Here is an 18,170-nt window from a genome sequence, read left to right as displayed (position 1 = left end):
AAGAACAAATTACTCTATTTCAGTTTTTTAATTTTCCTTATTGATTTTTTTTAAGATTTAAATCCGAGATTTTTCTTATTTGGATAATCACTTTGTAAGGAACAAATTACACTCATTTAATTTTTCCGTCACGTTGATAAAATACCGTTTGCGCTTCAACTTTGGGATTTTCTTGCTTGAAAAATCACTCTTTAAACCACCAATCACGCTATTTTATGTCATTATTTTGGTTTTGAATTATTTTCTGTTTTTTAGTTATATTCTTTAAACAACAAAATGTTTTTTTTTTTGCTTTTAAGAATCCAGTTTTTTTACGTTTTTTTAAGAATTTAGAACTCTAAACCTTAAAATTATAAACAGTTTTTTCTTATAAAAACGACTTTATCTGCGCAAAATGGGCAAAACTAGCCCATAAGGTTGTTGTATATGATTTGTTGCGTGTTTCAAGCAACTAATTTAGTAAATAATTACCGACCAAGAAAGTCCGCGAGGACTTTCGCAAGTAGGCAATAAGCCAGCAATAAATTATATACGGTGTTACCTACAGTCAATTGTTCATTATTTTATCTAATGTATATTTAAGTGCTTTTTCAGATTCCACTTCAATATTAGGTTTGATTCCGTTTTTGTCAATTCGTTCTCCTGAATATGTTATATAGTCATTTAAAGGTATTCTTAATGTAATTCCATTACCTAAATTAAACTCATTTGATGATAACATCGCTCCCGCAGTATGTTCTCCAATTATTGTTGCGTAGTTGTCATTTTTAAGTCCATAAACAAATGGTTCGCAGGTGCTCCCAGTTCTATTATTTGTTAGAACATATACTTTGCCTTTAAAATGATTTTCTGATGGATTTACTTTGAAATATGCTCCGTAGTTTTGACTTGCTTTAACAAACCATTCCTTCATTGTTCCTCCACTAAATTCAATAAATTTAGAATAATCTTTTTTATTTGGTATTCGTTCAAATTCTTGATACCAATTTTTATTAGGAAAAACACCAGCAATTATTGGTTTGTCAATGATGTATTCGGCTAAAGGAAAAGCAGATAAATGATTTCCACCAGGATTGTTTCGTAAGTCAATAATTAAATTTGAGTATTTTTTATTTTCAATAATAGAAATTAAACTATCCATTTGCTTTCTTGAACCAGAGAAACTTTTAACTTTTAGAACACAGGTTTTACTATTAATTTCTTTTATTTCTGCAAAATTAACATTGTTGCTTTCTATTCCATTTGTTGAACTTGATTTATAAAGATAATAATGAGAAAAAGGAAATTCTCTTGCAAATGCTGAAAAAGCAATTTGAAGTTCTAAATTATCATTAATTCTTCCACTAATATTATTCATTCTCTTTTTAAACTTTCTCCATTTTTTTGACTTTAAGAAGGATTGATTATAAATATTATTTTCAGTTATTTCAAATATTTTATTAAACGTGCTTTTATAATCACGAATAGGTTTTATTTCTTTAATTCTGATTCCGTTTATTTTTGTTTCGGTTCTGTCTTTATTTGTTAGAGTAATTTTTAAAGTATCGTTTTTAATTAATCCTTTAAAATGTCTTTGACTAAAAATCATTTGAAAATTACCACTAAAAGTATTTTCTTCAAAAGCACCTTTAAAATAAACAATTTCTGGATATTTAACAGAAGTCGCCAATTTCGCCATAGTAAACTTAAAACCACCTACAATATCTTTTAGTGCATTATTTCTTGTTTTTCCAATAATTTCTCCATCTTTAATTTCTGTTGTAATATAATAGTCAAAACTATTAGGATTATTAATCAGCCATTTTTCTTGTCCTAAACAAAGGTTAGAAAGTAGTAAAATGATTATTAGAATGTTGATTTTTTTCATAATTGTAGGTAACGTTCCCGCCTTAACTAGTTTGCAGGCTTTGGATACGGATGTTTTTCTTTATAACGAATATACAATTAAAAACGGTAATTCCACCGAATCTGCAAATTGCTTGAGACGTTTGTTGTAGGCTGGTTGTTTTCTTCATAAGCCTAAAAACACAAACAAATTCCTACTTTAAATTCGAGATTTTTTTATTTAGATTCTCACTTTGTAAAGAATAAATCACTCTTTTTTAATTTTTCCCGTAACGCTGATAAAATCCTGTTTTAAGATTTAAATCCGAGATTTTTCTTATTTGAATAATCACTTTGTAAGGAACAAATTACACTCATTTAATTTTTTCCGTAAAGCTGATAAAATGCCGTTTGCGCTTCAACTTTGGGATTTTCTTGTTTTAAAAAATCACTCTTTAAACCACAAATCACGCTGTTTTATTTCATTATTTTGTTTTGGATTATTTTCAGGTTGGAAATAATATTCTTTAAACAACAAAACGCTTTTTTTTGGCTTTTAAGAATCCATTTTTTTGCGTTTTTTTAGGAATTAAGAACCCTAAACTTTAAAATTATAAACAGTTTTTTCTTAATTAAAAGATTAATTATGCGCGATTTGGGCGCAACTTGCCTACAACGTTCCCGCGCTACAAGTAGTTTGGGACTAAATTAAGCCCTATTTTCGGATTTGCCAAATCTTCCAAATACAAAACCAATTTCAAATTAAGCCAAATACCCAAATTGCTTGTAGCGTGTGTTATAAGCAGGCACTAAATATGATTCCTTTCGCCCCAATAGTGCACAGAAGTTGATTGCATCGTGTTGTTAGGCCCTAATGAAAAGAATATTGGTTGGACTTGTTTTCGGTTTCTTATAATGTCATCTCGGACTTCAAACAAAACTTCTGTAATTGTTTCAAAGGTTTTGTCTATTAACCATTTTGCTACAAAACTTATACTCATTTCTTCTTCTCCGAATTCAATAGTTAATTCAGGAAAGTGATTTATAAGCGTTTCAGTGACTAGAAATCTTGTTTTCAAATCATTTAGGAAAATCTGATGACCACCAACTGCGTGTTCGTTGTGTATAAGAAATGAACGATGTTTTATAAGTGGATAAACAAATTTCTGGTCGAGAATATCCAGTGCATCTATAAGTTCTTTACTGCAATAAATATTTTTTTTTATATTCTTGTCTGATTTAAACAGATTCCACTTTGGTTGAGCAAGCTCTGTTTCTCCGTGAATAAAATTGATAAGTCTAAATAGATAGTCAAAATTCGAACATAGATGATAAATTAAACTGTCAAAAAGAGAATAGATTTCCTCAGTTGCTTGCATCTGATACATTTGAAGTTCAATTCCTCCATTTAAAATCGGAATTTGACTAGTGTGTATTTCTTTGATATTATATTCAACATAGTTATGATGTTGTAAAAGCAATTCAAAATGAAATCTTGCGCTTTGTAACCTGAAGATAACATTATCTCTAAGTTTATAAATTTCATTGTCCGAAATGTTTGGATTAATGTAATATTTATAATCCATTGCAACAGCTAAAAACCTGTTGTGTAATCTTAAAAATTTCTCCCGAAGCTCTTTCAATAATTCATTCGGATTTTCAATATCAAGCATAATTTGGGTTTTATTTACGAACGTTTTTTGGTTCGCTTGCTTATAACGTCCTCGCGCCTCATGCAGTTTGCAGCTTTTGGATGCGATTATTTTATTCTTTACGAATATACAATTAAAAACGGTAATTCCACAGAATCTGCAAATTGCTTGAGACGTGTGTTATGTGGCGTAGCAATAGCCACAAAGTACTTCTATCTTGCTTTTTTTGGCGGGAATTCTCTTTAAAAAGAGAAACATTTTCCATTTAAAAAATACATTATTGAGTAGTTTTTCTTATAAAATTAAAGATTATTTTTTATAAAATAAACACTCTGAAAATATCATTACACACTTTTGACGTCGCAAAAAAAATCCGTTTCAATTCCGTCTAACCTTTTTCTCTTTTGGGCTTAAATTTCTGGTCACTCTCTTTTATACAACTTATTTTGATTGATTTTTTCGGTTTTAAATTGCAACATTTATTCCTTTTATACTTTATTTTCCTTAAATATTATTTAGTGAAAAATTATACTAATTCGCCCGATTTTCGGCAATAAAAAGCCGTTTCTAAGAGAATAGGAGAGGAGTTTTGACTTACATTACTTTTAAAAAATAGATGCTTAAAAACGTTAATTTTCTATTTTAAAAACGAATTTTCGGAGCTATGCCACATAACGTCTTCGCGCCTCATGCAGTTTGCAGCTTTTGGATGCGATTATTTTCTGCGTAACGAATATACAATTAAAAACGGCAATTCCACAGAATCTGCAAATTGCTTGAGACGTGTGTTATGTGGCGTAGCAATAGCCACAAAGTACTTCTATCTTGTTTTTATTTGCTGGAATTCTCTTTAAAACAGAAACATTTTCCATTTAAAAAACACATTATTAAGTAGTTTTTCTTATAAAATTAAAGATTGTCTTTTGTAAAATAAACACTCTGAAAATATCATTACACACTTTTGACGTCGCAAAAAAAATCCGTTTCAATTCCATCAAACCTTTTTCGCTTTTGGGCTTAAATTTCTGTTCACTCTCTTTTATGCAACTTATTTTGATTGATTTTTTCGGTTTTAAATCGCAACATTTATTCCTTTTATACTTTATTTTCCTTAAATATTATTTGGTGAAAAATTATACTAATTCGCCCGATTTTCGGCAATAAAAAGCCGTTTCTAAGAGAATAGGAGGGAGGTTTTAACTTACATTACTTTTAAAAAATATATGCTTAAAAACGTTAATTTTCTATTTTAAAAACGAATTTTCGGAGCTATGCCACATAACGTTCCGCCGCTTCTCGTCAGTTGCGAACTTCGGAACTTTATATTTTCTGTTAAAGATAAAAATTCTTGCGAAACGAAAACGTGAACTTACCACAAAATTCGCAATTGCGAGAAACGGCTGTTGGCAGTAGTACTTTTTAGATTTCAATTATTGGTTTTATATTTTTCACAATCTTATTTCCAAATAATCCAAATCTCGTTAGTAAGTTAATAAGGATAAAAATAGGAAATAAGATTATTGATATACAACCATAATTTGAACCATAATAAGTTAGAATTTTTTCTTTTTTAGTTTTGTCTTTGTAACTAATTGCTTTGTAAAAATCACCAAATAAATAGTATTCTTCGGAATACCAACCTTTGTAAATTGGAATTTCTAAAATGTCATTTATTTTATTTAAGTTTTCTTGATTAAAAACCCCATACTTTTCTGGGTCGGCAGCACAACTTTCTCCGCTCCAACTTTGAGTTTCTTCACTTGAATATTGACAATCATAAAGTATTAAATTTTCACCATGAAGTCCATTAAACCATATTTTCGTTTTATTTGTTTTACTGTTAATTTTTATAAACTCTTCTTGTTCTTCTTTTGTGTTTTTTTCAATTTCGAAGTAATTTTTGTCAGCAAATTTAAGTTCGATATATTCAATCCAATTATTAATTTCAATTTCTTTAAAAACTACTTTCGTCATTTCTATTTCGGATTTTTAGTATTACTGCCAACGTAATGCTGCTTTGAGATGGCTGGAAAATCGTTACCGCTCAATTTTCGGTTTAACGAAAATATGATTGCGAAACGGTAATTCCACTAAACTCCGGCTATCTCAAAACAGTTGTTGGCGGTTCGGTTTTCTTTTTTTATTTTTTGAACAGAATTATAATGCAAAATGCCACTCTTATCTAGAATGGCATTTTTTATTTATTAATAATTAATTTAAACTCCTGTTTTACCTAGTGTAAATGATTTAGTTGTTTTCATAATTTTTATTTTAAAAGTTATTTGACAAATATATATATAATTACTTAAATACGCTCATCTTTTTTGAATATAAATATATTATATATATCTCCTGGCAAAGAAGGACTGTCTTTAATATAATGGTTTTTATTATTCTGAAAATTATCTTTTTTAAATTGATTTTTTTCGGCTCCACTAAAAAAAACATCTGTTTTTTCACAAGTTTTTATTTCGATATTCAAATGGTCAATTATTTTACTACTTGAAAATGAAGATAGGCGGTCTATACTTAAATCTTGTCTCATTTCAATTACTCGTTCAATATAGTAAATCTCTTTTCCTCCGAGGTAAAGCGTATAATTTTGATTATTGTTATTTATCGTATTGTTAATTATTTCTTGTAAACAGTCTTTATCTTTAGCTTTTAAATCTTTTAAACTAATGTTGTCAATCTTTGTGTTTTCTTCATCTAGTTTTGTGTATGTTTTACTATTTAAATCATCTGGTATTGAACTTATTGAAAATGTTAGTGGCACTTTTTCGTTTGAAGTTGGCTTTACATAAAAAAAGTTTTTTTCAATAATTTTTACAATATTATTTTCTAATAATTCAATTTCGATTAATATTCTAAAATTATTATAATAACAAACAAGATTATTATCTTTAAATAATTCGTTTTCTAATAGCGGTTCAATTTTAGGCATTAATTCAGGGAATTTTTTCTGATATTTGCATAAAGTTAATGCTTTCCATTTTTGATCAATATTGCTTAAATTTGAAAGATATTCTGGAGAAAAATTTGCTTCTGATATTTTTTCAAATAATATATTTTGAAATTTATCAGAACTTAAGATACTATCTATTTGATTTTTGAAATAATGTAAATTTCCAAGATACTTAGCAGCTCCAATACCGCTACCTGTTATTACAAAAGCATAAGATAAATTTTTAAGAAATTCGTTATTAAGAAGAAACTTTACAAATTCATTATTTTCATATTCACTAGCTGATATAAAACTTTTATTAAGTATGATAAGTAATGGAAAAAATAACAATAGAATATAAGTGTGATTTACGAAAAATCTTTTAATAACACTTAAAATTGATAAGTAGGGTTTTACCTTGTATTTTAATAGTAAAATTATAAAAACCACAATAAAAATTATGAGTAGATAATATTTAGGGATATACATATTTAAAATTTTTATGCAGACTTAATTATTTTTTATTTGGATCATTTTATGAATTGTAATTCTTTTTTTTAAAGTATTATATTCTCCGATCCTAGACTAAACTGACCGCTAACGTCTCGCCAGTTTGAGATGGCTGGAAATTCGTAACTGCTCAATTTTCTGCTTAACGAAAACTTGAAACGAAACGGTAATTCCACTAAATTCCAGCTAGTTCAAACTGGCTGTTGGCAGTAGTTATTTTTCGTCAATTAGATATTCAATTTCCTTTTTTAGTTTAGGAAGATGATTTGTAAGTATTGACCAAATGTTTTCATCTGAAATATTATCATAAGCGTGAATTACTTGATTTCTCAAACTAATAATAGCTTTTGCATTTGTTATTTTAATTTCAAAATATTTATCACGAGTAATAATTCGATTTATTGCTTCTCCAATAATTTCTAAATCTCTTTCAACTGCCCTTTTTAACATCAAGTTGCTTCGATATTTAAAAAAGTCTTTTTCTTCGTCGATAAAATAACTATCAATTTCATCAATAGCCATTTTAACATCAAACAACCATTTTAATATTCTCTCATCCATAAATAAGTTCTTTTGATTTATTTATTGAGTTTATTAAAATTGGGTTTTTAAGTGTTTGCTCTTCAAGTAAGTCGACTTCTCTTCCAAACAAGGTTTTTAAATTTTCTTTTAAATTTATATAATTCTCAAAGTATTGAGATAATTCAAAAGATTTGAACTTCACTAAAAAATCAATATCACTTTTGTCATTAAAATTTGAATTTAATGCAGAACCAAATAAGTACATTTTGTCCACATTGTATGTTGAACAAATCATTTTTAGGCGGTCAATATTTTTTTCAATTAGAATCATCTTCAAATTTAGCAAAAGTTTCGATATATTGCTGAATTCGCCTCGTTTATTTTATAATTACTGCCAACGTTCCGCCGCTTCTCGTCAGTTGCGAACTTCGGAACTTTATATTTTCTGTTAAAGATAAAAATTCTTGCGAAACGAAAACGTGAACTTACCACAAAATTCGCAATTGCGAGAAACGGCTGTTGGCAGTAGTACTTTTTAGATTTCAATTATTGGTTTTATATTTTTCACAATCTTATTTCCAAATAATCCAAATCTCGTTAGTAAGTTAATAAGGATAAAAATAGGAAATAAGATTATTGATATACAACCATAATTTGAACCATAATAAGTTAGAATTTTTTCTTTTTTAGTTTTGTCTTTGTAACTAATTGCTTTGTAAAAATCACCAAATAAATAGTATTCTTCGGAATACCAACCTTTGTAAATTGGAATTTCTAAAATGTCATTTATTTTATTTAAGTTTTCTTGATTAAAAACCCCATACTTTTCTGGGTCGGCAGCACAACTTTCTCCGCTCCAACTTTGAGTTTCTTCACTTGAATATTGACAATCATAAAGTATTAAATTTTCACCATGAAGTCCATTAAACCATATTTTCGTTTTATTTGTTTTACTGTTAATTTTTATAAACTCTTCTTGTTCTTCTTTTGTGTTTTTTTCAATTTCGAAGTAATTTTTGTCAGCAAATTTAAGTTCGATATATTCAATCCAATTATTAATTTCAATTTCTTTAAAAACTACTTTCGTCATTTCTATTTCGGATTTTTAGTATTACTGCCAACGTTCCCGCCTTAACTAGTTTGCAGGCTTTGGATACGGATGTTTTTCTTCATAACGAATATACAATTAAAAACGGTAATTCCACAGAATCTGCAAATTAGTTAAGACGATTGTTATGGGCTGGTTTTTTCTTCACAAACCTAAAAACGCAAACATTTTTTGGCTTTAAATTCGAGATTTTTTTTATTTAGATACTCACTTTGTAAACAACAAATCACTCTATTTTAGTTTTTTAATTTTCGCTTTTTTTTTAAGATTTAAATCCGAGATTTTTCTTATTTGGTTAATCACTTTGTAAGGAACAAATTACACTCATTTAATTTTTTCCGTCACGCTGATAAAATGCCGTTTGCGCTTCAACTTGGGATTTTTTTTATTTTCAGATTTACTCTTTAAACTACAAATCACGCTGTTTTATGTCATTATTTTGTTTTGAGTTATTTTCTGTTTTTTAGTAATACTCTTTAAACAACAAAATATTTTTTTTGGCTTTTAAGAATCCAGTTTTTTTGCGCTTTTTTTTAGGAATTTAGAACTCTAAACCTTAAAATTATAAACAGTTTTTTCTTGCAAAAACGGCTTTATCTGCGCAAAATGGGCAAAACTAGCCCATAACGTTCCCGCCTTAACTAGTTTGCAGGCTTTGGATACGGATGTTTTTCTTCATAACGAATATACAATTAAAAACGGTAATTCCACAGAATCTGCAAATTAGTTAAGACGATTGTTATGGGCTGGTTTTTTCTCCCCAAACCTAAAAACGCAAACATTTTTTGGCTTTAAATACGAGATTTTTTTTATTTAGATACTCACTCTTTAAAAAACAAATCACTCTATTTCAGCTTTTTAATTTTCCTTATTGATTTTTTTTAAGATTTAAATCCGAGATTTTTCTTATTTGGATAATCACTTTGTAAGGAACAAATTACACTCATTTAATTTTTTACGTCACGCTGATAAAATGCCGTTTGCGCTTCAACTTGGGGATTTTCTTGTTTAAAAAAATCACTCTGAAAACCACAAATCACGCTGTTTTAAGTCATTATTTTGTTTTGGATTATTTTCAGTTTTTTAGTAATACTTTTTAAACAACAAAACCTGTTTTTTTAGATTTTAAGAATCCATTTTTTTTGAGCTTTTTTAAAGAATTTAGAACTCTAAACCTTAAAATTATAAACAGTTTTTTCTTATAAAAACGGCTTTATCTGCGCAAAATGGGCAAAACTAGCCCATAACGTTCCCGCCTTAACTAGTTTGCAGGCTTTGGATACGATTACCTTCGCTGTAACGAATATACAATTAAAAACGGTAATTCCACAGAATCTGCAAATTAGTTAAGACGATTGTTATGGGCTGGTTTTTTCTTCACAAACCTAAAAACGCAAATATTTTTTGGCTTTAAATTCGAGATTTTTTATTTAGATACTCACTTTGTAAAGAACAAATCACACTTTTTTAATTTTTTTCGTAACGCTGATAAAATCCCGTTTTAAGATTTAAATCCGAGATTTTTCTTATTTGAATAATCACTTTGTAAGGAACAAATTACACTCATTTAATTTTTTCCGTAAAGATGATAAAATGCCGTTTTCGCTTCAACTTTTGGGATTTTCTTGTTTGAAAAATCACTCTGTAAACCGCAAATCACGCTGTTTTATGTCATTATTTTGTTTTGGATTATTTTCAGGTTAGAAATAATATTCTTTAAACAACAAAACGTTTTTTTTTGGCTTTTAAGAATCCATTTTTATTGCGCTTTTTTAAGAATTTAGAACGCTAAACCTTAAAATTATAGACAGTTTTTTCTTATAAAAACGGCTTTATCTGCGCAAAATGGGCAAAACTAGCACATAACGTTTCGCCAGTTTGAGATGGCTGGAAATTCGTAACCGCTAAATTTTCTGCCTAACGAAAACTTGATACGAAACGATAATTCCACTAAATTCCAGCTATATCAAAATGGCTGTTGGTAGCTGGCAATCTATTTAATTTGTTTAATTTTAATTGGATTTTGACGAGTATCAAATACGTCTGCAATTTTTATAAGTTTTAATTCTATATCGACTGAATATATTATTTTATAATTATCGCAAACTATATATCTATAATTATAGACTCTATCAATTAACAAATCTTCGATTTGAAATAATTCTGAATTTTGTATAAGTCTTTCTGGTTCGACTAAAATTTTCTGAAGTATGCTTTTAGCAACTTTTAAATTTGCTTTTTCAATATAATATTGAAAAATTTTATCAAGTTCCCTCTCAGCAAAGTTTGACCAAATTATTGAGTAACTCATTAATTATACTTCTTAAAAAGTTCAGAAGTACTTTTATATCTACCGTTTTTAAAATCATTCTCGGACTTATCAATTCGGTCGTTAAATTCTTCTATTGACATAGGTTTAAATTCTGAATCTAGTTCTAAATCAATAGTAGATTTCTTTCTTAAAATATGTTCTAATTGAGAAATTACTTCTTCACTTTGGAGTTTAAGGAAAGCTTGCATAAATTCTATTTTTCTACTTTGAATATCCATAACAAAATATTTTTATCAAAATTACGAATTATCTCAAACAAGACATTCTTTTCTCTGTTTTTTTTTTGCTTGCTACCAACGTTATGCCACTTTGAGATGGCTGGAAGTTCGTAACCGCTCAATTTTCGGCTTAATGAAAACTTGATGCGAAACGGTAATTCCACTAAACTCCAGCTAGCTCAAAATGGTTGTTGTGCGTTCGCTTTTTTTATTTTTAATTATTCGGTTTCGCAATTTCATAAATGGTTTTTCGATTGCTAAATTCAGAAAATATGCTCCAATTATGCAAGTTACAATACAAATAAACATCATTAAATTACTTTCTACGTTTATATTTTCAAATAAATTTTGAGTTATGTGAATTATTCCTTTGTGAGTTAAGTAAATTGCAAATGATAATGATGCAATAAATGTTGTTGTTTTTGATTTCCATTTAAAAAGAAAACTATTTGGGCTAATTGCTCCAATTACTAAAAATCCGTAACCAATTGCAACCAATGGAAAGCCAAAAATGGAAGCGTAAAACGTTCGTTCTTCATAACACAAGAAATATGCACAAGTCAAAATCAAGAAGCTCACAATTAGGTTCAGATTTCCAAATTTTGAAATTTTGTCCCATAAATTTGGAAGAAACTGATAAATACCTGCAATTGAAACTCCAACTAAAAGTCCGTCAAGTCTATTGTAAGTTGGATAATAAATAAATTTGTACCAATATAGCCATGAGTTTTCATCGTTTATTTTTGGAATGTAAAAGTTATTCCAACTATAAAATCTAACTATAAAACCGATTAAAAAGAGAATCACTAATAACCAATATGATTTTTTAAAAAGATTTTTGGCTTTCAATATTATTAAGATAATTGGTAAGAAAAAGTAAAAATGCTCTTCTACACATAACGACCAAGCGTGAGAAAATGTTCCAAAATCTTTCAAGTTAGTTCCAAAGTTTTGAGTAAACGTCAGAAATTTCCAAACTGGTGGTAAACTTTCTTTTTCTCGAAAAAGAGGAACAATAAAATAAATTCCAACAACAACTAGATATGCTGGAATAATTCTAAAAAATCTTTTTAAAAAGAATTCTTTGTATGAAATTTTCTTTTCTTGTTTAATTTTTAAAAACAATTGGGATGAAATTAAAAAACCACTTAACACGAAAAATAAATCAACTCCTGTCCAACCAAATTTCGCATAATCTGGTAACCATTTAGGTTCTCCTCCGCTTAATATGAAATAATGAAAAAAGAAAACTAACAAAATTGCTAATGCTCTTAGATGATCTAATCCATAAAATTTTTCTGCAATTATGTTCTCTGAAATCACTATAGTTTATTTCTTGTTATTTTATGTTCTCTTTTCTACTTCTGGGCGGATTCAAGGGTCTAGCGCAACATCGTTAGTTATTTTTAATAAATCAAATTTAGTATTTTTCTTAGATAATGTGCTTAATTTTAGAATAACTTTTTTGGCTTTTTAAGGAGCCAAAAGTTATTTCCAAAATTAAGCCTGTGTGTTACTGATTTTATTAATTTCTTGGTTCCTCATTTCATTAGGTGTTTTGAAACCTAAAACCTTTCTAGGTCTGTTATTTAGGTTGTTTTCTATTCGTTTCAGCTCTTCAGTAGTTATTGTGTTAAAGTCGGTTCCTTTGGGTAAAAACCTTCTAATTAGTCCATTAGTATTTTCATTTGTGCCTCTTTCCCATGAGGAGTAAGGATGTGCAAAATAAATATCCATTCCAGTCTTTTCAGAGAGCCATTTATGATTAGCCATTTCCATTCCGTTATCGTAAGTCATTGTTTTTCTGAGGTATTGAGGATGTTTATTTAACAGCTTTGCAAATTCATGAGTTACTGTTTTTGATTTTCTGTTGCTGATTGGTACAATAATAACATATCTAGTTTTTCTATCTACGATGGTTCCAATGGCACTTTTGTGTCCGACACCAATCATCAAATCACCTTCTAAGTGCCCTGCTTCCAGACGTTTTTCAATTTCAATAGGTCTTAGGTCAATACTGACTTGGTCTTTGATCCGTGTTCTTTTTTTACCAAATTTTCTTTTGTCTCGTCTTTTGTGATGATGATAGGGGAGGAGTTTGATTAGTTTTTTGCCTAAAGTAGACTGCCTAGACCTATAAATATGTTTATATATAGATTCATAAGAAATAGACATGATAGGGTCATTTGGATATAATAACTTGATTTGTCCAGCCATTAATTCAGGGCTCGTTCCTTTTAATAAGCTTCTGTAAACGAATATCTTAAGTTTAGGATATGAATTTATTTTGTCTTGAGTTCTTTTGTTTTTATTGGTTTCTAAAGCATACCAATGTGCTAAATCAGCCTTGTAAATATCGGTTGGGTTTCTTACCCAAAGATTTACTTCTCGGGTTATGGTAGATCGATTTCGATTTAATTGCTTTCCAATGTAGTTTTCGGTCCTGTTTTCCTTAAGTAATGTCTCAATTATAATACGTTCTTCTAAGGATAATCGCTTGTACTTTTTTTCCATAATTCAACAAAGATAAAATTTATCATTTGTTGCGCTAGGTTATTGAATTCTCCCTGTTGCTCCAAAGTGACGCACAACGTTCCGGCGCTTGGCGAGGTTGCGAACTTCGGAACCGATTATTTTCTATCAAAGATAAAATTTCTTGCGAAATGTAAACGTGAATTTACTACAAAATTCGCAATCTTGCCAAACGCCTGTTAGTGGCTGTTTATTTTTTTATTGGATTTTCATTTTCCCAAATTTCTGCTGCATTAATTTCTTCTTTCAGCCATTTCACATATTCATAAATTATTATTCCTGAAATATAATCTCTGTCAGTTATTCCTCTTTCATTGAAATAAATTAATAATCTTGAACCACCATTTATTCCCCAATTATTTCTAATCCACATTCCTAAACCACCACCGTGAGAATTGAACATAAATAAGTCTGTTGATTCTTTAAGCTGTTTTTTACTTTTATTGTTCAATGTTTTATCTAACTGAATAAAACATTCTTTTAAGTTTTTTGGAATGTAAAAATTATCTATAGTATCAGCATATTTTCTATTTTCTTCTACTTTTAATTGTTCTAATTCATACTCTTTGGTGTCTAGTATTGCAATTTGATTATCAGCATTTCTGAATCTCCAAAAGAAATAATGATAAAAGAATTTATCAAATTCCTTCGGTAAAAAGCTTACATCGTAAGTTTGTTCTTCAAAGAAACTTTTAACTTTATCATATGGAAGTTTTTTGTCTACTTTTAAATTTAGTATTTCTAATTTTCCGTTTTGGTCAACAAAACCATTTATGTCAATTGTAAAATATTGATATTTTCCATCGTCACTATCGTTTACATACAATGCTTTCATTCCAAGCATTTCAGCTAATGCAATTGCTGTTTTTTTACCATTCTTCAAATTTGGAAAATAGGTATCATTATTTTGAGGAGTAGGAAATCGTTTTTGTTCAAATTTTATTTTATAGTTGCTCAAATTAAGTTTTGAATAAACTTTACTGAATTCAATTTTTTTAATAATTTTTTGATGAACTAAATCGAAAATTGTTGTAATTCTATTTGAGTTTGTTGAGTAAATGGTGTCATTTAATATGAAAACTGGATTCTTGGACAAGAATAATTCTTCCTGAGTTATATCATCTTTATATATGATTGTATTTTTTGTGTCATTAAATTTACTTTTTTTATAATCAATTATATTGTCAAAATTATCATAGATAAGGTTACAAGTTTCATTTTCAGGATTGCAATTGCTAAATTCTTCAATTGTAAAAGTTTTTATTAACTTTCCTTTTTTATAAATAGTAACATTTCTCAATTCAACTTCTTTTGAATTTGAATTTTTCGACATAATATAAATAACATATTTACCATCATTACTTATTGCTAAATAACTTGAACTACCAAGCATTACGAATGGTCTTTCAATTTTATATTTTAATTTATTATTTTTGAATATTAAAGATTTACCTCTTAAACTTGGATAAAAATCATCAAATGGAGTTGATTCAATATAATATTTTCCATTTTCTGAGAATGTTTTTGAGATAGAAATTGGATTATAGTTTGTTTGTGAGTTAGAATTAACCCAAAATAAAATTACTATTAAAGTTATTATTTTTCTCATTTTTTCGGGTTAAATAGCCACTAACGTTCCCGCCTTAACTAGTTTGCAGGCTTTGGATACGGATGTTTTTCTTCATAACGAATATACAATTAAAAACGGTAATTCCACAGAATCTGCAAATTAGTTAAGACGATTGTTATGGGCTGGTTTTTTCTTCACAAACCTAAAAACGCAAATATTTTTTGGCTTTAAATTCGAGATTTTTTTATTTAGATACTCACTTTGTAAAGAACAAATCACACTTTTTTAATTTTTCACGTAACGCTGGTAAAATCCTGTTTTAAGATTTAAATCCGAGATTTTTCTTATTTGCAAAATCACTTTGTAAAATACAAATTACACTCATTTAATTTTTTCCGTCAAGCTGGTAAAATGCCGTTTGCGCTTCAACTTGGGGGTTTTCTTATTTTAAAAAATCACTCTGTAAACTACAAATCACGCTGTTTTATGTCATTATTTTGTTTTGGATTATTTTCAGGTTGGAAATAATACTCTTTAAACAACAAAATGTTTTTTTTGGCTTTTAAGAATCCAGTTTTTTTACGCTTTTTTAGGAATTAAGAACCCTAAACCTTAAAATTATAAACAGTTTTTTCTTATAAAAACGGCTTTATCTGCGCAAAATGGGCAAAACTAGCCCATAACGTTATGCCACTTTGAGATGGCTGGAAGTTCGTAACCGCTCAATTTTCGGCTTAACGAAAACATGATGCGAAACGATAATTCCACTAAATTCCAGCTATATCAAAATGGCGGTTGGCAGTAGTGTTAATTCGTCAGTCAATTTGTATTTTTCAAACTGTTCCAATTTATAATTTTCAATAATTCTTGAAATATCTTTATTTATGGTATTTAAATTACCAAATTCTTTTACCGATTTATCTAAATTTATTGAAAGGTTAAATTGAAATTCGGAATTAGTTTTTTGTTTTTGTAGAAATGCAGGGAATGAGAATTCAGAAATACAAGTTCCTTTTAAACCTCCAAAATCAAACTTATATTTAAGTGAAATAGAAGAAAATATTATTTTTTCGTGAAAAGTTTGATTAGTTATAAAAATATGTTCTTGTAATTCTTTTCCGTTTATTTTTAAATTATCAATTCCAGAAATGAACTCTTTTATTTCATTAGGTGTATTTATTGTTTCATCTATTTGAACATTCAAATCTGTTATTTCAATGAATTCCAAACTTCTACTAATTGAGGGAGAAGTAAAACTATACAAGAATTGAATTCTATTTACATTATTGAAGTTTTTAAATAAAATTCTAACATAATCTGCTTCCTCTTTAACTAAATTTATATCTTTCAAATGAGTTTTAAATGATTTCATAATCATTTCGTTAATATCATTTGTTTCTTTTGAAGTTGAGTTTTTCGTTACAACAAGATTTATTTCGTTGTTTTTTTTCTCAATTGTTAGAAAAGATTTGTGTGTAGTTTTGGTTTGAACCCAATCTTTAGTCTCATTTTTTCTTTCAATCTCGTAAACTAATTGAATTTGATTAGGATTGTTTGCGACAATCGTAAATTTTGGATTACCTATAACTTTAAAATTAGGCTTGTAAACTACATTTTCTTTGATAATGTTATTTATTGAGAAATTTGTAGGTATTAATTCTAAAAGTTTCTTATCCGTTTTACAAGGAATAGTTAAAGTATTAACCTTAAATCTTTCTTCTTTTGTAATTTGATTTTCGACTAAACCTTCAAATTCTTTTGGACTTAAAATTGATGTCATCAATAATGGAATAGATTTGTTTTTATCGTTTTCATCAATAAAAATCCCTTTATCATTAAGAACATCTTTTAAATTTTTTGCAGTTAAAAAAGATTGAGAAATCATCGCTCTTAAATTTTCACCAACTGGCAAAAAATCTTTTGTTTTTTCTTGTTCGATTGCCATAATTATAAGTTTCTAAAATCAAAATCGTGTTTAACTACTTCTATTTGGTCGGAATATTTTAAATTTTCTAATTGTGACAATACTTTTTTGACACTATCGGAATGTTTTAATTTATTGTAATCTGGAAAACTGATTATAGTTTTTGTAGTTGCTTCCAGATGATTAAATTCTTTAGACAAACTAATGAGTTTTAATAGATTATTTTCATCGAAATTGTCTCTAATTCCTAAAAGTAATATTATTTGGTTATTGTTATCAATTCTGATTGGAATTACGTCAGAACAGATTAATTGTAAAGGTAATTTTTTGCCAAAACTATTGTCTTGAACCATAGATAAATTCATTCCTGTTTTAGGATATACAAAATCTATATTTCCATTTCCAAAAATGGTTTTTAATGGTTGAATTAAATCAAATAAAAATTCCATTCTTGAATTGTCAACAATAAGTATTTTATCATAAACTAAATTTAATCCTGAAAGTTGTGTGTCTGATATTTCGGGAATTATATTTTTGTTTTTACATTCATCATTATTGGAAAGCCATACTAAAACCCCTGTAACTTTTGTATCCGTTACGTTTGAAGTATTAGAGTTTATATTATTGTAAATTTCTGAATTAAGAAAGCAACGAATAGTATATGCTAATTCAACAAAGTGTTCTTTAAATTTATCTTTTGGTTTTGGAGGATAGACATCAAAAGAATATTTACTTGAAATTATTCCAATTTCCAATAATTCATCGACTAAAGGGCATTTGTAGGAAACTAAACCGTCAATTCCGTGAGTTAACCTTTTGGCAGCATCTTTCTTCTTGTGGTCATCACTATAACTACAACTTAATTCTAAATTATTTCTATAATTATTTTTGTAACCAATTAGTTCTTCAAAAAAGTATTTAACAATATCTTCTCCTTGTTCTCCAATTTTTTTAGACCATTCGCCCATATTCAGGTTTTAAATTTTATTTCTAAATGTAGTTTTTTTTAATGTTAAGTTGTTCTTTTTATACGA

The 18,170-nt window shown here is 28.0% G+C and carries 14 protein-coding genes; all 14 read right to left on the bottom strand.

Annotated features, from left to right (window positions below):
- Nucleotides 1-547: 547 nt before the first annotated feature.
- A complete protein-coding gene (locus LB076_RS12010; protein ID WP_066331823.1) occupies nucleotides 548-1,867 on the bottom strand; it encodes a S41 family peptidase in 1,320 nt (439 codons plus the stop codon).
- Nucleotides 1,868-2,633: 766 nt separating this feature from the next.
- A complete protein-coding gene (locus tag LB076_RS12005) occupies nucleotides 2,634-3,497 on the bottom strand; it encodes a hypothetical protein (protein ID WP_070786801.1) in 864 nt (287 codons plus the stop codon).
- A gap of 1,398 nt (nucleotides 3,498-4,895) precedes the next feature.
- Nucleotides 4,896-5,450: a hypothetical protein gene (locus LB076_RS12000; RefSeq protein WP_070786797.1), complete on the bottom strand. Its 555-nt coding sequence runs from the start codon at nucleotides 5,448-5,450 to the stop codon at nucleotides 4,896-4,898.
- Between the two features lie 331 nt (nucleotides 5,451-5,781).
- Entirely contained in the window at nucleotides 5,782-6,909 is a 1,128-nt protein-coding gene (locus LB076_RS11995; RefSeq protein ID WP_070786800.1) for a hypothetical protein, read from the bottom strand.
- A gap of 234 nt (nucleotides 6,910-7,143) precedes the next feature.
- Nucleotides 7,144-7,491 (bottom strand): HepT-like ribonuclease domain-containing protein, encoded by a 348-nt coding sequence (locus LB076_RS11990; protein ID WP_070786799.1) that lies wholly within the window; start codon nucleotides 7,489-7,491, stop codon nucleotides 7,144-7,146.
- Nucleotides 7,484-7,783, bottom strand: coding sequence for a nucleotidyltransferase family protein (locus LB076_RS11985; RefSeq protein WP_070786798.1), 300 nt, complete (start codon nucleotides 7,781-7,783; stop codon nucleotides 7,484-7,486). The genes LB076_RS11990 and LB076_RS11985 overlap by 8 nt, the downstream gene beginning before the upstream one ends.
- A gap of 204 nt (nucleotides 7,784-7,987) precedes the next feature.
- Complete coding sequence (locus LB076_RS11980; RefSeq protein ID WP_070786797.1) at nucleotides 7,988-8,542, bottom strand: hypothetical protein; 555 nt, start codon at nucleotides 8,540-8,542, stop codon at nucleotides 7,988-7,990.
- Between the two features lie 2,011 nt (nucleotides 8,543-10,553).
- Nucleotides 10,554-10,871, bottom strand: a complete 318-nt coding sequence (locus LB076_RS11975) for a type II toxin-antitoxin system RelE/ParE family toxin (protein ID WP_066337177.1) — start codon at nucleotides 10,869-10,871, stop codon at nucleotides 10,554-10,556.
- Nucleotides 10,871-11,080 (bottom strand): hypothetical protein, encoded by a 210-nt coding sequence (locus tag LB076_RS11970; RefSeq protein ID WP_232505655.1) that lies wholly within the window; start codon nucleotides 11,078-11,080, stop codon nucleotides 10,871-10,873. The genes LB076_RS11975 and LB076_RS11970 overlap by 1 nt, the downstream gene beginning before the upstream one ends.
- A gap of 204 nt (nucleotides 11,081-11,284) precedes the next feature.
- A complete protein-coding gene (locus LB076_RS11965) occupies nucleotides 11,285-12,433 on the bottom strand; it encodes an acyltransferase family protein (RefSeq protein WP_066333454.1) in 1,149 nt (382 codons plus the stop codon).
- A gap of 177 nt (nucleotides 12,434-12,610) precedes the next feature.
- Nucleotides 12,611-13,624, bottom strand: a complete 1,014-nt coding sequence (locus tag LB076_RS11960; RefSeq protein ID WP_070786782.1) for an IS30 family transposase — start codon at nucleotides 13,622-13,624, stop codon at nucleotides 12,611-12,613.
- Nucleotides 13,625-13,832: 208 nt separating this feature from the next.
- Nucleotides 13,833-15,251 (bottom strand): DUF6794 domain-containing protein, encoded by a 1,419-nt coding sequence (locus LB076_RS11955; protein ID WP_066332124.1) that lies wholly within the window; start codon nucleotides 15,249-15,251, stop codon nucleotides 13,833-13,835.
- A 739-nt stretch (nucleotides 15,252-15,990) separates the two neighbouring features.
- Nucleotides 15,991-17,157 (bottom strand): GapS4b family protein, encoded by a 1,167-nt coding sequence (gene gapS4b, locus LB076_RS11950; protein WP_066331951.1) that lies wholly within the window; start codon nucleotides 17,155-17,157, stop codon nucleotides 15,991-15,993.
- Between the two features lie 2 nt (nucleotides 17,158-17,159).
- On the bottom strand, nucleotides 17,160-18,104 hold the full coding sequence (gene gapS4a / locus LB076_RS11945; protein ID WP_066331953.1) for a GapS4a family protein: 945 nt from the start codon (nucleotides 18,102-18,104) through the stop codon (nucleotides 17,160-17,162).
- Nucleotides 18,105-18,170: the final 66 nt, after the last annotated feature.

Origin of the sequence: Flavobacterium crassostreae, assembly GCF_001831475.1 — a bacterium.
GTDB classification, from domain to species: domain Bacteria; phylum Bacteroidota; class Bacteroidia; order Flavobacteriales; family Flavobacteriaceae; genus Flavobacterium; species Flavobacterium crassostreae.
This window is presented reverse-complemented; position numbering and strand designations above follow the sequence as displayed.